Source organism: Bartonella kosoyi, assembly GCF_003606325.2.
Lineage (GTDB): Bacteria > Pseudomonadota > Alphaproteobacteria > Rhizobiales > Rhizobiaceae > Bartonella > Bartonella kosoyi.
This window is the reverse complement of record NZ_CP031843.2, coordinates 1,626,767-1,641,921: the sequence shown is the minus strand read 5'-3', so window position 1 is coordinate 1,641,921 and position 15,155 is coordinate 1,626,767. Positions and strand designations below refer to the sequence as shown.

The 15,155-nt window shown below is 38.9% G+C and carries 16 protein-coding genes and 2 tRNA genes; 10 read left to right on the top strand and 8 right to left on the bottom strand.

What is annotated here, in order from left to right; translation table 11 throughout:
• Positions 1-18: 18 nt before the first annotated feature.
• From D1093_RS07195 to D1093_RS07155, 8 genes are all read left to right on the top strand, one after another.
• Positions 19-3,822, top strand: a complete 3,804-nt coding sequence (locus tag D1093_RS07195; protein ID WP_120101656.1) for an alanine-zipper protein — start codon at positions 19-21, stop codon at positions 3,820-3,822.
• Positions 3,823-3,832: 10 nt separating this feature from the next.
• Positions 3,833-4,162: a hypothetical protein gene (locus D1093_RS07190; RefSeq protein WP_120100701.1), complete on the top strand. Its 330-nt coding sequence runs from the start codon at positions 3,833-3,835 to the stop codon at positions 4,160-4,162.
• A 64-nt stretch (positions 4,163-4,226) separates the two neighbouring features.
• Complete coding sequence (locus D1093_RS07185) at positions 4,227-4,889, top strand: lysozyme (protein ID WP_120102310.1); 663 nt, start codon at positions 4,227-4,229, stop codon at positions 4,887-4,889.
• A complete protein-coding gene (locus tag D1093_RS07180; RefSeq protein WP_120100703.1) occupies positions 4,886-5,113 on the top strand; it encodes a hypothetical protein in 228 nt (75 codons plus the stop codon). The genes D1093_RS07185 and D1093_RS07180 overlap by 4 nt, the downstream gene beginning before the upstream one ends.
• 116 nt (positions 5,114-5,229) lie before the next feature.
• On the top strand, positions 5,230-5,460 hold the full coding sequence (locus tag D1093_RS07170; protein WP_120101655.1) for a hypothetical protein: 231 nt from the start codon (positions 5,230-5,232) through the stop codon (positions 5,458-5,460).
• 102 nt (positions 5,461-5,562) lie between these two features.
• Positions 5,563-5,808: a ribbon-helix-helix domain-containing protein gene (locus tag D1093_RS07165; RefSeq protein WP_120101653.1), complete on the top strand. Its 246-nt coding sequence runs from the start codon at positions 5,563-5,565 to the stop codon at positions 5,806-5,808.
• A 2-nt stretch (positions 5,809-5,810) separates the two neighbouring features.
• Entirely contained in the window at positions 5,811-6,080 is a 270-nt protein-coding gene (locus D1093_RS07160) for a type II toxin-antitoxin system RelE/ParE family toxin (protein ID WP_005773399.1), read from the top strand.
• A gap of 118 nt (positions 6,081-6,198) precedes the next feature.
• Positions 6,199-6,567, top strand: coding sequence for a helix-turn-helix domain-containing protein (locus D1093_RS07155; protein ID WP_120101652.1), 369 nt, complete (start codon positions 6,199-6,201; stop codon positions 6,565-6,567).
• Positions 6,568-6,667: 100 nt separating this feature from the next.
• Here D1093_RS07155 and D1093_RS07150 read toward each other — a convergent pair.
• The 3 genes from D1093_RS07150 to D1093_RS07140 form a co-directional block, all read right to left on the bottom strand.
• Positions 6,668-6,742: transfer RNA gene (locus D1093_RS07150), tRNA-Val, on the bottom strand.
• Between the two features lie 98 nt (positions 6,743-6,840).
• On the bottom strand, positions 6,841-7,203 hold the full coding sequence (gene cpdR / locus D1093_RS07145; protein ID WP_005773448.1) for a cell cycle two-component system response regulator CpdR: 363 nt from the start codon (positions 7,201-7,203) through the stop codon (positions 6,841-6,843).
• A 787-nt stretch (positions 7,204-7,990) separates the two neighbouring features.
• Positions 7,991-8,908 carry a serine aminopeptidase domain-containing protein gene (locus D1093_RS07140; RefSeq protein WP_120101650.1) on the bottom strand — a complete coding sequence of 306 codons (918 nt, stop codon included), beginning with the start codon at positions 8,906-8,908 and terminating at the stop codon, positions 7,991-7,993.
• Between the two features lie 283 nt (positions 8,909-9,191).
• Between D1093_RS07140 and D1093_RS07135 the strand changes: the two genes are divergently transcribed.
• Complete coding sequence (locus D1093_RS07135) at positions 9,192-9,659, top strand: Hsp20 family protein (RefSeq protein WP_120101649.1); 468 nt, start codon at positions 9,192-9,194, stop codon at positions 9,657-9,659.
• 243 nt (positions 9,660-9,902) lie between these two features.
• On the opposite strand, the gene D1093_RS07130 is transcribed toward D1093_RS07135, so the two are convergent.
• Positions 9,903-9,979: transfer RNA gene (locus tag D1093_RS07130), tRNA-Pro, on the bottom strand.
• A 563-nt stretch (positions 9,980-10,542) separates the two neighbouring features.
• Here D1093_RS07130 and D1093_RS07125 point away from each other — a divergent pair.
• Positions 10,543-10,917 (top strand): iron-sulfur cluster assembly accessory protein, encoded by a 375-nt coding sequence (locus D1093_RS07125; protein WP_120101647.1) that lies wholly within the window; start codon positions 10,543-10,545, stop codon positions 10,915-10,917.
• A gap of 80 nt (positions 10,918-10,997) precedes the next feature.
• Here D1093_RS07125 and mazG read toward each other — a convergent pair whose 3' ends face one another.
• The 4 genes from mazG to D1093_RS07105 all read right to left on the bottom strand — a co-directional run bounded on the left by mazG (position 10,998) and on the right by D1093_RS07105 (position 15,143).
• Positions 10,998-11,804, bottom strand: coding sequence for a nucleoside triphosphate pyrophosphohydrolase (mazG, locus tag D1093_RS07120; protein WP_120101645.1), 807 nt, complete (start codon positions 11,802-11,804; stop codon positions 10,998-11,000).
• A gap of 32 nt (positions 11,805-11,836) precedes the next feature.
• A complete protein-coding gene (locus D1093_RS07115) occupies positions 11,837-12,766 on the bottom strand; it encodes a lipid A biosynthesis lauroyl acyltransferase (protein ID WP_120101643.1) in 930 nt (309 codons plus the stop codon).
• A 6-nt stretch (positions 12,767-12,772) separates the two neighbouring features.
• Positions 12,773-13,801 carry a zinc-binding dehydrogenase gene (locus tag D1093_RS07110; protein ID WP_120101642.1) on the bottom strand — a complete coding sequence of 343 codons (1,029 nt, stop codon included), beginning with the start codon at positions 13,799-13,801 and terminating at the stop codon, positions 12,773-12,775.
• A 67-nt stretch (positions 13,802-13,868) separates the two neighbouring features.
• Positions 13,869-15,143, bottom strand: a complete 1,275-nt coding sequence (locus D1093_RS07105; RefSeq protein ID WP_120101640.1) for a beta-ketoacyl-ACP synthase — start codon at positions 15,141-15,143, stop codon at positions 13,869-13,871.
• Positions 15,144-15,155: the final 12 nt, after the last annotated feature.

Here is a 15,155-nt window from a genome sequence, read left to right as displayed (position 1 = left end):
ATGTAAGGAGGAAAGCAGATGAAGATACCCGATCATAGTCATGAATATTTGATACCGGTAGCAACACAAGAGGAAATCAGAGAAGGGATATCGCAAGATAGTGTTGTTGTTCCGAAGCTTTTAGGAACGGCATCTTTGTATTCGTATGAAACCTTTGCGCCGTTAGAACAGGTTGTAAATGCACGTCAAGAGTCTGAAAAAGCCATGGCACGTGCAAATGGAGCGCAACAGGTTGCCGAAGAAGCGAAGAGGGTGTCGGAGCAAGCGCTTAGCGAAGTTACAAAAACGGGTGAAGCGGTTACAGCAGCAACGACAACGGCTAATCTTGCGAAAGATACAGTGGATACAGTTAAAGGATTAGCCGAAGGAGCCAAGAGTGCCTCTGAAGCTGCCAAGCACATGGCAGAAGAAGCAAAGGCAAGCTTTGAGAGAGCTTCAGGAGAAATCAATGGTACGAAAGGTTCATTGGCTACAGCATTGCAAAGTTTTGAAGAGGTCAAGCAGGCAAGTGAGAATGCTGTTCATTTATCGACTGAAGCCAAGAGGTTAGCTGATGAATCGAAGACCATTGCAACCCGTGCAGAACAAACAGCAAGAGAAGCTTCACAAACGGCAACAGAGACGACGCAAGTATCCGCGACGGCGGTAGCAACGTGTCATGAAGTTAAGACTGTAGCCATGCAAGCCAGTCTTAAGGCGGCTGGCGCCAAACAGACAGCTGATGATGCCAAGGATATGGCGGAAAAGGCAAAAGGGTTATCGGAACGGGCGACGGATTCAGTTACAGAACTTACAAAAACAGTATCTCAAGTAGAAAAGTCAGTAGAGACAGCTTTAACAGAGATAAGAGAAGCCAAGGAGAAATCAGAGGAGGCAAAAGGCGCAGGCGAACAAGCATTGCAAACAGCTTCAGAAGCAAAGGGTATTTCTGAAACCGCTAAAGGGTTATCGGAACAAGCGACGACGGTATCTAGAGAGGCACAAAAGACATCAGAGCAAGCTCTCAGTGAAGCTAGAGCAGTGAAATCAACGGCGGATAGTGCGTCTAACACAGCTATGGATGCGAAGGGGAGTGCTGAGAAAGCTAAAACATTATCAGAAGAGGCAAAGAAACTTGTTCAGGACAATAAGAATGCTTTTGATGAATCGAATAAAACCCTTGAAGCAGTTAAAGGATTAGCGGAAACGGCATTATCAACCGCCAATGAAGCCAAGCAGAAGGGGGAGGAGATAAGCCAACAAAGCTCAGAAGCATTAATGAAGTCTGGTGAAGCCAAGAACTTAGCAGAGGAAGCGAAAAATTCTGCGGATAGTGCGCAGACAAAATCAGAGCAAGCGCACCAGAGTGCAACCGAAGCAACGCGAATAGCTTCTGAAGCCAAAGCAGCGGCAGAGGCAGCAGCGCGTTTAGGAGAGAGGTCTGGGCAGGTTGATGCAGAGGCGTTGAAGGGTATAGCTATAGTAGCAAAGAGTAAAGCGGAAGCAGCAGAGAAGGTAGCAGAAGAAACGAAAGGTGCTTTGGATGGTGTCAAACAAGTAGCAGGTAGTGCGAAGTCGACAGCCGAAGAGGCAAAGAAGGTAGCCGATGGTGCACAAAAGAAGGCATCACAGGTAGAGACAGTAGCGGGTGAAGCTGAAAAGATAGCAAAAGAAGCCAAACAGACAGCTGGTTATGCTAACCATGAGGCGGCACAAGCGCGCAGTGAGGTAGAAAAGGCAAAAAGTACAGCTCATGAGGGATGGAGTAATGCCAATAAAGCGCAGGAAGTAGCAAGTGACGCTAAGACTATAGCAAGTTTAGCACGGACATATGCAGACGAAGCCAAGAAGATAGCGGAAAATTCAGGCAACACAGCTCATCAAGGGTGGAGTACAGCTAACAACGCGAAGGAAGTAGCCGATAACGCTAAGGCTATAGCAAGTTTAGCGCGGACATATGCAGACGAAGCCAAGAAAAAAGCGGAAGTAGCAGATTCACAATCCTATCAAGCCAAGGGTGAAGTAGACAAAGCCAAGGAAATAGCTGGTAATGCAAAATATATAGCCGAACAAGCACAGAAAGCCGCAGAAACAGCGGGTAAAAAAGCAGATTCTTTAGAAACAGAAGCGCGAGAAGCACAAAAAATAGCTAATGAAGCCAAGGAAAAAGCAGGCTACGCTGAACATGATGCGCGACAAGCCCGTAGTGAGGCAGAATCAGCAAAAAATATAGCTTATAATGCTAGTAGTACAGCTTACAACGCGAAGGAAGTGGCAGATAATGCTAGGACTACAGCAAGCTTAGCGGAAATGGCAGGTGAAGAAGCCAAGAAGATAGCGGAGAAAGCCGATAACCGCGCGTATGAAGCTAAAGGTGAAGTAGGGAAAGCCCAGGAATTAGCGGAGAGTGCGAAGTCCATAGCCCAATCTGCGGAGAGAGCGGCTGAAGAAGCTAAGAAAACAGCCAATACAGCATGGTCAAAGGCAGATGAGGCGAATGATGCGGTAAAGGCTATAAAAGATACAGCAGGTTATGCAAAACATGAAGCAGGACAGGCGCGGTCAATAGCAGAAAATGCAGAGAAAATAGCCTCGTCTGCGGTGAGTAGGGTTATCGATATCAATCAAGTGGTTGAGAATTTTAAAGCCCCCGTAAGTTTAGCGCGGACATATGCAGACGAAGCCAAGAAAAAAGCCGAAGCAGCAGATTCAAAAGCTTATCAAGCCAAGAGCGAAGCTGATAAAGCCAAGGAAACCGCCGATAGAGCGAAAAGAACAGCCGAAGAAGCCAAAACAACCGCCGATACAATGAAGAAAGAGCTTAGTGGTATCAAGAGTTCTCTGGAAACAGCGACAACAGCTCATACAGTAGCCACACAAGCAAAAAATCTCGCAGAAAAGATAAACACTTTTCTAAAACAGTCTCATTTAACGGTTTTATCAATTTCCACCCCTTTTCTTGTTGCGACAGGCAAAACGCAATTAACCGTGAAAAAAGGAACCTATTTAACTTTGCCACGAACTCATGATATTTTGGTTGTAAGTTATACGGTAGATGCCAGAATAAGCATGCCGTCTCTTTCTGCGGGCAAGGATTATTATCTTTATTTGGTACCGGAGGGAGATTCTCATAAAATTGTTGTATCAGAAAACTCTACGTATCCAAACGGTTACAGCGTTAATAATTCGCGCAAGATAGGAGGGTTTCATACGCTTTGTGCGGATGTTGGTACGATTTCTGGTCACCCCTTGTCTGGTTATAGGGCAGGGGATATTTTACCCAATTCAGTTTGGTGTTTAAATCACCGCCCTTATAGTTCACCAGAGGGAATGGTCTACGACCCCTCTACAGATCTTTGGGTTGATATTTATCTCCAGTCAGGGACGGGTGAAAATACCCGCTCTGCGTATAATGTTCCGATCACAACGGGTCGTATCTATACAGACCATGTAGCAGATATGTTGCGTGTCAAGAAAACGTTACTAAGTGATGTGGAATTTGCATCTGCGATGTCTGGAAGTAATGACAAAACAAGTATTACGGGCAAGAAGGCACCCTCTCCTAAGACTTCAGGAGGTCACGTTGATACAGCCAATCGTCGTATGATCTCGCATATCGGTTGTGAGGAAGGTTGTGGTTATGTTTGGCAGTTTTTATCGGGCACGTTTCCTATGCAAATAACGAATAGGGGGCAGGCTAGGCTAGAAATGAGATGGTTATCAGGAGGAGGAGGGTGGAGCCATGGTGTAGATAGCGGATGTTTTGCACGCTCCACCATATCTTCTGCTAGAGGTAATGAACAATTATGTGCGCGTGGTTGTAGCCGTCCGCGTCATTTTTGAGGAGGAGAAGATGATAGATTATCCAGAGCACTTAAATACGAAGCAAGATTATTTAAACATGCTTTCCTTTGACAAAGTTGAAACAGTAAGAAGACTAGAGACGCTTTTATCAACGCGTTTTTATTGGGTCTTTGTTAAAGAACTCAGTGAAGGAGAAGAGGGGATAGAAGATGACACGCATAAGGTTTGTCTAACAACAGAAACGCCGGTTGATTTAGACGGTACTTCTATAGCAAAGCGTTGTCAGTATGAATTACAGGAAAGTGAATATGCACCGCTCTTTCAACTTGGCTTTCGCGTTGACGAAGTGGAACAATTGATCAAAGAGCACAGCCAATAGAAGATCATCAAAGAAGATTTTAATCCAGCCCCAAATCAGTGGGGCTTTTTTTATGGAGGATGGGATGAGAAAGATATCCAAAGAAGGTTTGGAGCTAATCAAACAATGGGAAGGATTACGTTTAGAAGCGTATAGAGATACGGCATGTATCTGGACCATTGGTTATGGTCACACCAGCAATGCTGGTAACCCGCTTGTCAAAAAAGGTATGCGTATTACGAAAGAGCGAGCAGAAGCAATTCTTTGTGAAGACTTAAAGCAATTTGAGAAAGCCGTCGAGGAGGCGGTTACGGTTTCGTTAACAGATTGCCAGTTCGCAGCATTGGTGTCGTTTTGTTATAACGTAGGAACAACAGCCTTTTGCAAGTCGAGTCTTTTGAAAAAACTTAATCAAGGGGATTATGAAGCTGTTCCCGTTGAATTACAGAAATGGAATAAGGTCGGTGGAAAGCTTCTTGCGGGATTAGCCAACCGTCGAGCAGCGGAAGCCGGTTTGTGGGCGAAAGGGTCTTATGTTTCTTCAAACTATCAAAGAGTGGAAACGAAAGAGGCAAGAGGACTTTTCAAGGTAGAAGCGCTAGCCCCGATTATAGGGTCTTGTTCAGGATTTGGGGGATTTTTAGTAGGCAATGGACCGATTCAGTGGGCGTTAGCAGGGATTATGGTTTTAGCCGCTTGTACAGGACTGGTGATTGTCGCCAAGCGTTTTCGGGAACAGCGCTTATGATTTTTGGGTTCAAAAGAAATCTGTCTCTTCTGTTAGCGGCTTTAGCCGTTTTTTTAATGGCATTAGCCAAAGCCTTTCATCTTGGCAAGAAAAGCGAGCAGCAAAAGCAAACAGAGCGCGCTTTAAAGACAGCAACAACCCGTTTTGAGGTGGAAAATGAAGTTAATCAAAAAACTGATGCTGGTGTGCGCTCTGCTTTGTCTCGTTGGATGCGGGGCAAATAGGACAGTTTCTTGTGTTGGTTGGTTGCCCATTTATTTAGACAAGCAAGATGTCAATACCATCAGTTCCAACCTAGCAAGAGATATATTGAAACATAATCAACAGGGAGCACGCTTATGTGGTTGGCAAAATGAGTAGCAAGGGAAATAAGAAGAAACAAGAACTCTCAGAGACAGAACAACGGCTTCTTCATGAGATGATAGAAACCTACCAAGGCTTAAAGATGATGTCACGCATCATGAAGTGGATTGCCTTCTTTGTCTTTATGTTTGTTATCGATTTCTTTCGTTTTATAGACGCGCTAGAGAATCACTTCTCACACTTTAAAAAATGGATAACGAAAAGTTAGATATTTCTTCTGTAAAAAACAGATTGATATTAATTGTAAGTTAAACTATGTTTAACTATGTTATACAATGTATAATCATTAAAATTTTAAAGAGGAAATATTATGAGTATAAAAAGTGAACTTATAGCAGCTAAAGTAGATATAAATCTAAAAAACGCATTTATGGCTATAGCTGAAAGAAAACACCGTCCAGCATCTCAAATTTTACGTGATCTTATTCGTATTTACGTTGAAAATAATAAAATACCTAATAAGGAAACGCTTGAAACTTTTCATAAAACCGACAGAAATGAAGATGTTTTTTATGCTAAAAATATTGCTGATTTGATGAAGCAACTGGACATCTAATTATGCGTTCAGTGAGTTATTCAGGAAAGTTTAAAAGAGATGTAAAACGGGCAAAAAAACGTGGGAAAGATATGCGAAAGCTTACAGAAGTTATGCAACTTCTAATTCATAAGCAGCAATTGCCTGCTATTTTAAATGATCACGCATTACAAGGCAATTGGAAGCCTCGTCGAGATCTTCATATAGAGGCAGATTGGTTATTAATTTATATAGTTGATGAAGAGCGAGTCCATTTTGATAGGACAGGTACGCATTCAGATTTATTTAAGTAAGAAATTGATAGTGAATTCTCAAAAAAATTCTGATTCGCATTAGCAATAATTGAGGAAAGTTTGAAAAAGATTTGTTAGAATCAGAGGAAATATTTCTTCTTCTAACAGGACTTTCTAGATGCTTACATCTTTTGGTAAAATTTTACGCAAAATTCGCGTCGATCATTTTGAACGACTCTTAGATATGGCTGATAAATTAGGTATATCTGTAGCATTTTTATCTTCAGTTGAGATTGGCAAAAAATCCGTACCCATTGGTATGGAAGACAAGATTATAGAGCTGTACGGTTTAGATCAAGAGACAGCTTCTTTGTTAAGAAAGGAAGCTGATGTTTGTCGCAAGAATTTCACAATGAAATCTTCTAATTCATTGCAACATGAAACTATTGGTACGTTCGTTAAAAACTTAGAGAATCTTTCACAACAGGACTTAACAAGATTTAAAAAATTTTTAGAGAAATTTGATAAAAAAGCAGGCGTCCTATAGAGGCACGTCACAAAATCCTATTCCCTTAACTTTACTCGGGTATCCCTTACCTCTTAAAATATACGTGAAATCAGTAAGTTATAAGATCAATAAAAGCATATGGTGGGCGTGACAGGGATTGAACCTGTGACCCCTACGATGTCAACGTAGTGCTCTCCCGCTGAGCTACACGCCCATTCACCGATGTTGCATACACCATATAGAACGACAAACGTCAATGCTTAATTTCATTTTCTTTTATAACAGATGCAAATAACTGAGAAAAATATCCCTTTAAGCAGCAATAAGGATCTTTTCAACCTCATTGACGAGTTCTCGTAAGTGAAATGGCTTAGAGAGAACCTTTGCATCAGGAGGAGCATCACTATTTGAATTGAGTGCAACCGCTGCAAAACCTGTAATGAACATGACTCGTAAATCAGGGTCAATTTCAGTAGCACGTCGTGCCAGTTCAATTCCGTCCATTTCCGGCATCACAATGTCAGTCAGGAGAAGAGAAAATGGTTCTTCTTGTAAACGTTCATATGCGCTAATACCATTATCGAAATCGGCGACTTCATAGCCTGCACGTTCTAGGGCCTTTACGAGAAAGCGACGCATATCGTTATCATCTTCTGCGAGCAGGATTCGTTTCATGATTGTGTTCCAATGGCTCCATTTGTAAGAGTTTTTGCCATATCAATTATACAATATAGAGTATTTATAAAAAAGATCGAAAAATACTCATAATCGAAATGAATGGCAAAATGGTTAATTCTTATATTCTTATTCAAAATACAGCATATTCGTTGTGAGTTGGTTAAATTCGAAATATATGTGATTTGGAAAAAGCTGGGACGATCCAAAACTTTTAAAACGATTCATTACTATTTTTTCTTTTAAATTATCTGTTTCTTATCAGAATTCCATTAAAAAAATTATGAAAATCATTACTGAAGAAGTGATGATATCGGGTAATTAGAAGCATATTATGTTAATTTGTTGTTTTTAAAAAATTATCCTATAGAATTTTTATAGTTATTTGCTTTTTATAGAGATTTAAAAATGAATATTATAAACAATGTTTATTTTCAAATTTTTCTTTAATTAAATAAAAGATATTATTTTTTATAATATAAAATCATCCCTTAATAATATATCAAAAATAGTATTTTGATGTTTTATTTATAAGAATTTATTATGATTTATTAAGATAAATTTTTTATAGTTATTTTATTAAAATATCATCGTTGTGATTATATATTCGTTATTTTTATTATGCCTTGTGATGAATATTGGTTTCATGGTTTGTCTGTAGAGTCTATAAAACGAATCATATGAATGGTTAGAAGATGGAATCCATTATATAGAAGATATTTATAGAACGATGTCGCTGATAGAAATCTTCGTTTTGACAGAGCAAAATGGAAGTTGAGATTTTGTATTATTTTGTAGAGGCATTATCGAGAATAAATGCATCAAATGCCGCCCAAAATTGTTTTTTATAACCTTCATTATAAATAATTGTATCAAGTTCAGCGCCTGTAATGGTAATACTTTCTGTCAGACGTGTGTGTTGGCATAATTCCCGTACTTCAATGTTGTTGGCGAAATTGTCTTGATTGGCGAGAATAAAGAGTGTTGGTATTTGTAAATGACCATGGCGTATATTTTTCTTCACAGAATCAATCGCATTAAATACCGATGCCATCCATCGGGATGTTGGGGGCTTAATGGAAGGGAATGGTCCTTGATGCATATGCCCTAATTGTATGTTTTTTTGTTTTGTTTTTTTTAATTTTTTTCTATCTTTTGTTGGTATAAAACCAAGGCCTATATCAGAAAGAAATTGTGTTAGCTTATGTTGAAAACCATTCGTTTTATTGCCGAATGGAGCAAAAAGGGGAGAAACGCAGATCAATCTATTAAATTGATGATTAATGACATCTAATCCGCTCAGTGCTACTAATCCACCCGTACCATAGGCGAGCATAGAGTAAGGTGGTGGACAAATAGGATAAACAACATTTTTAAGAAATTCATATAAATCATTAATATCATTATTTATATTAAAGTAATATTGTCGGCTTTTTTTTCTTGTCTTGAAGGATATTTTGGGGGGATCAAACCAGTCAAATATTGCTGTATGAAAACCGCGTTGAGAAATTTCATTTATGGTTAAAAAATATGTTTCTAAAGCATTTGCGTCACTTTCAAGAATAACAATTGTTCCCTTAGATTTTTTCGCTTCAGGATATGTTATCGCAAAATGAATTTCGCGATCTATCGCTATTTTCAGGCTGTTATAATGAATATTAGGAGCTATAGATTCACGGTTTATGGGATAAAGAGGTGTTTCCAATGGACATCCTTTACAATTGTATTTTTGCAACTGAGCGCACCATGAGATAATGAGTGGCGTTGATATTTATGTAATGAAGAAGAAGGATTAAGAAAGGGGTAGGTTGTTTTTTAGATCGTTTTTGTCAATTATCAGGGATAAAAGAGTTGAAATAAGGGAAAATGATTACCAGATAATACAGTGTGGTTGCCATGATGGGGCCGCGGATTCACAAGTAAGTTTGCCATTTGGGAGCTTTGTGAGTCAATTTTAAATTATAGTCGCTCTAAAGGAGGGCAGTATTATGCGCCAAGTAGATTTTTCACCATTTTATCGTTCCACAGTAGGTTTTGATCATCTTTTCAACTGGTTTGATTCAAGAACACAACCAGAGGAAGTTTCTTCTTATCCCCCTTATAATATTGAACGTTTAAGTGAAGATTCTTATAGAATTTCTATGGCTGTTGCTGGTTTTTCTCAAGATGAAATTGATATTGAAACCCATTGTAATCAGCTGATCGTTAAAGGAGAGAGAAAACCTGAAAAGGATGATGAAGAACGAGAATTTCTTTATCGAGGTATTGCTTCGCGCGCTTTTGAACGGCGTTTTCATTTGGCTGATCATGTGAAAGTTATCGGAGCAGAGCTTGGAGATGGGCTTCTTCATATTCAGCTTAAAAGGGAAATGCCAGCTGAATTAAAACCAAAAAAGATAAGCGTGCAGATGTCTCCATCCATTACAAAAAATGATAACAACAGCATTGTCGCATAAAGAAAATTTAGAAAATATGAGAAGCAAATAATCATAAATTTTTTACAGAATAAAATAACGCGAGGCAAAGGTCTCGCGTTTTATATTTCCTTTCTTGAGAACGAAGATGATTCTCATAAAAACGCTCTCTCTCTCAAATTGATGATAAAAGTTTATTGCACTATTCTATGCTGAAAAAAAATCATGGATGTGCGAGTGAAATAAAAAATTCTAAGATAAGCTTATTTTAAAGCATTTAGAAAATGGTCGGAGCGGCGGGATTTGAACCCACGACCCCTTGACCCCCAGTCAAGTGCGCTACCAAGCTGCGCTACGCTCCGATTCCCGTGTGAAACGATTAAATGACTGTTTCTTTAAAGGCAAGAGAAAAAATAAACAGAACAAAATCTAAAATGCTCTTACACTGACAACTTTTGAAAGTGAAAAATTTTGTCCATTAATATCTTATTATTCATTCGATATAAACAACGAATCTGTAAAGTTTTTTTGTTATCGTTACATTTTGAGATCTATAGTTAATAGAGCTTTATACATTTAACTCCTTTTTCAGATTGTGAAGGGGGAAGATTTGTAACTTTAAGGGTATTGGGGAAGGAGAGGAGAGCCCATAAGTACGGGAGGTTTATTTTCTTTATATGATTGAAACGTTTTCTTTCGTTTAGAGTGTTTATAGCAGAGGTATTTTACTTCTTATGAGGAAAAAATTGTAAATTCTAGATTATACAATCAAAAATCTTATTCTATCAGGATACATTTTTATCCCAATAAAAAGGTTAGGATGTTTTAATTTATGTCTTGTTGTTTTTCTTCTAAAATACCAGATAGGAAATATGGTAGAGAAAAAACGTTTAAAGTGTCTATTGAGCTAAGAAAAGAGTAAACGATGAGTCGTTTTTCGGTAATAAGTTTAACACAAGCCGCTGTAAATCGCGTTAAAGCGATTATGGATGCTAAAGATGCACGAGGTATTCTTGTTGGAATCAAAAAAGGCGGTTGTGCAGGGATGGAATATACAATTACTCTTGTCAAAGAAGAGGGGATAGATGCGGATGTTGTTGAAGTGAATGGTGCTCGTGTTTTTATTGCGCATGATGCGGTATTATTTTTATTAGGAACACAGATGGATTATGAAGTGACGACACTTCGTTCTGGTTTTGTTTTTAAAAATCCTAATCAAGTCTCAGCATGTGGGTGTGGTGAGTCGGTAGAACTTCGTCCTGCTCCTCAAGATCAATATAAAACAAATCAAGCTTCGTAAAATTATCCAAGTTTAGAGAAATTATCATTAAGTAGATTCTGGGAGATTTATTCTTTTAGGTACGAAAAATCTGATATTTTTTATTGTTCTTTTTTAGCTTTCTTCCAAAGTTCTTCCATTTCACTTAAGGATGCGTCAGTGAGTGTTTTAGATTGAGTGGAGAGCTTTTCTTCAATATAGGCAAAACGACTTCGGAATTTTATATTTGTTTTTTTGAGTGCTTTTTGTGAATTAATGGCTAAGTGGCGCGCGAGATTAAGAAGAATAAAGTAGAGATCTCCAAACTCTGCTTCTATCTCTGAATTTTTTTTGTTTTTGATGGCTTCTTTGAGCTCTTCGAGTTCTTCTTCTATTTTTGCAAAAACTTTATCACTTTCTTGCCAATCAAAGCCCACTTTAGCCGCAGCTTCTTGTAAAGCAATAGCCTCTTGATTTGCTGGCTGGATTGGTTTTATTTTTGCAAGAATACTTGAATTGTTGTTTTCTTTGTGCATTTTTTTTTGTTTAGTCTGTTCTTCTTTTTTTATATATTCCCACTCTTCTTTTATAAAACCTCGTTTTTTTTGCTCGGTATTTCCAAAAACATGAGGATGGCGGCGAACCATTTTTGCTGTGATTGCATAAACAACATCTTCAAAAGTAAAGCTGCCTTCTTCTTGTGCAATGGTCGCATGATAAATAACCTGTAAAAGGAGATCACCAAGTTCTTCACAGAGATCTTTTTGGTTTTTTCGTTCAATGGCGTCGATGACTTCGTAAACTTCTTCGAGCAGATAGGGTATGAGGGATTCAGAGGTTTGTTTTTTATGCCAGAGACAACCATTATCAGGATTTCGTAAGGCAGTGATAATTGCGGTGAGATCTTTGATATTTTTTGAGGCTAACATTTGTACTTCCTCTTTAAGCAATGGAGCTTATGTTAGATGTCCCAACGTCTATGTAACCACATCCATTGTCCGGGATATTCACGAACCCAAGTTTCAACAATATCATTTAATTTTTGCGTGGAAGCAGCAATATCGATATCATTTTTTTCATCTCGTGGAAGTTCGACATGTTCATATAATTCTAAACGATGACGTCCTTCAGGCAGACGAATACAACGCGCTGGGTAAATATCACAGTCATATTGTCGCGCAAGCTTTATAATTAAGGGATTTGTTTTAAGGGGTCTGTTAAAAAATGTTCCCATGATACCGCGGCGAAATTTTTGATCAACCAACATACCAATATTTTCACCTTCTGCTAATTTTCCTGCTAATGCCCATGCTGCACCGGCTTTGGAGGGAACAAGATGTCCCATAGAAGTTTGTCGTGCTTTAAGAACTCGTTTGGCAACATAAGGGTTATTGGGTGGTCTAAATAAGACCGTAACATTTAGATCAAAACTTTGTGCGCAAATAGGCAGAAGTTCAAAATTTCCAGTATGCGCTGTGAAAAAAATATGTGGCTTTTTTTCATTTTTTAATCGTTCAAAGATTTCAATTCCCTTAACCTCAATAAAACCTGGCTCGTCCGCATAAGGATCAAAATCAAAAATTTTATCAAGATAAATATATTCGGCGAGCAAGCGTCCTATATTTTCCCACATTTCTATGGCAATCGCATAGCGTTCTTGCTCTGTTTTTTCTGGATATGCGCTCCTAAGGTTTGCAAGTGTTATTTGATGACGATGGATAAGGGGACCAATTTTTTTTGCCAACCAAGAAAAAAAAGAAATTCCCATTTTGGCTGGAAAGCATTTTAAAATAAATAAAGAACTAAAGAGAAGATATGCCCACAACAAGTAGGATATTTTTTTAGCTATAATTTTAATACGATAGATGAGATTTTTAAGAGAACGCTTCATCATGATTTAATTGATTTTAAGAATAATTTTACCAAAAACATCACGGCTCTCCATTCGTTTTAAAGCTGTATCCATTTCATCGAGTCCAACAATCGTATCAATGACAGGATGTACGGCTTTTTGTGCCATTTTTTGCATGGCATTTTTCATATTTTCCATACGGCAGCCAAAAGAACCAAATATCTTAAGTTGTTGCTGGAATAATTGCATAAGATTTATGGGTGCTGAAACGCCAGAGGTAGAACCGCAAGTCACTAAGCGTGCTCCTTTTTTCATACACAACAGAGAACCGTTCCATGTATCGACACCAACGTGCTCAAAAACAACGTCAACACCTTTTTTTTGAGTTAATTTACGCACCACACCTTCAAAACGATCTTTACGATAATTAATCACATGATCTGCTCCAAGAGAGTGTGCTTTTGCAATTTTTTCATCTGAACCTACCGTGGTAATAACGGTGCAGCCCCTGTGTTTTGCAAGTTGAATGGCTGCAGAGCCAATACCAGAACCACCTGCTTGTATCAGAACTGTTTCTCCTGCTTGTAGTTTTGCGTTATCGAAAAGCATATGTTCTACGGTACCAAAAGTAATGGGGGCAACAGCGGCTTGTAATTCATCACATTGGGAAGGGGCTGGAATCAATAAACGTGCTGGTAAATTAACAAGCTCACAAGCAAATCCATCAAGATGAAAACCGTAAACTCCCTTTACATCAGAGCAAAGATTATCCCGTCCTTCATGACAAGCTTGGCATACTCCGCAGGTTTGTGCACCATAAATTGAGACGATTTGTCCAAGGTGTAAATTTTTAACATGGCTTCCCAGTTGCGTAATTTCACCGGAAGCTTCGGCACCAATGATGAGGGGCATTTTTCTTTTCGCAAAAGCCATCCCACGCCAGCCCCATACATCAATATGATTGAGTGCAACAGCTTTTATACGCACTGTTACCTCATCTGGTCGGGGTGAAGGAGGTGGTGCAATATTAGTAATTTCAAGCTGGCGTTCATTTAGCAATTGTAGCGCACGCATTATTATTCCCCTTCAATTGATAATTGCTATTGCTTCAGTACGATTAATTTTGGTCAGTATGGAAAAATTATCCTTTATAGGCAGTGATAACAAGACTTGTATTTTGACCACCAAACCCAAATGAGTTTGATAAAACCGCATTGACATTCGCTTTACGGCTATGATGAGGAACAACGTCTAAAGGGATAGCAGGGTCAGGATTATCGTAATTTATGGTAGGTGGAAGTATTCCCGATTGAATGGTCAAAAGCGAAAAAACAGCTTCTATAGCACCAGCAGCCGTTAAGGTATGCCCAATCATTGATTTATTAGAAGAAACTGGAATATGTTCTAGAACATCACCGAAGACTGTCGATAATGCAAGATATTCCATTTTCTCATTTTCAGGTGTTGAGGTTCCATGGGCATTAATATAGTCAATTTCATGAATGGTTATTTGTGCATCATTTAAGGCTTTGCGAACGGATCCAATGGCTGGTGATGCATCAGGTTTTGAACGTGTACGGTGAAAATCATCAGCTGTTTCGCCACAGCCCGCTAAAATTCCTAAAATTGTAGCATTACGGTCTAATGCGCTTTGAAGAGATTCAAGAACAAGAGCGCCTGAACCTTCTGCCATAACAAATCCATCTCGATCACGGCTGAAGGGTTTTGCTGCTTTTTCTGCAGGTTCATTTTGAGTGGAAAGAGCAGATAATAATGAAAAGCGAATGAGAGATTCTGCTGAAACTGATCCATCTGTCGCAATGGTAAGAGCGCGATTTGTTTCTCTTCGTCGAATAGATTCAACGCCTAATTGAATTGCTGTTGCACCAGATGCACAAGCTGTGGAAAGTGTGACGGGAAGTCCTTTTGTGCCAAACGTTTTTTGCAGTTTTTCTGCAATTGCACCAAATTGTGTGGTTTCAAAAAGTGCCTCGTGGGATTTATGCTTACAGACTTTAAGAAGATGGGCATAAGAAGGCTCATGATTGAATCCTTCTTCTTGATCAAGACTAAAACGTGCTTGCCATTCAAGTTCAACAGGGGGAGCAGCGAGAAAGAGTGGTCCATTAAAATTTGTTTTATCAAGAGCAGCTTGTTCTAAAGCTTCTTCAGCAGAAAGATGTGCAAGCTTTTCAGAAAGAGCTGAAGCACCAAGCGTACTTTCTTCGAGAAAATCAATTGTTCCGGCAATATATGTATTTAAGCCCTCAACGGGAAAACGCGTTATTTTGTGGATGCCGCTTACACCGCTTGTTAATTTTTGCCAATTTTCATATTTCCCTTGTCCCAGTGATGTGACAACGCCTGCCCCAGTTATTGCTACAAGTGGACGCCCAAAATGATCATGATATTTCACGATAGAAATTCC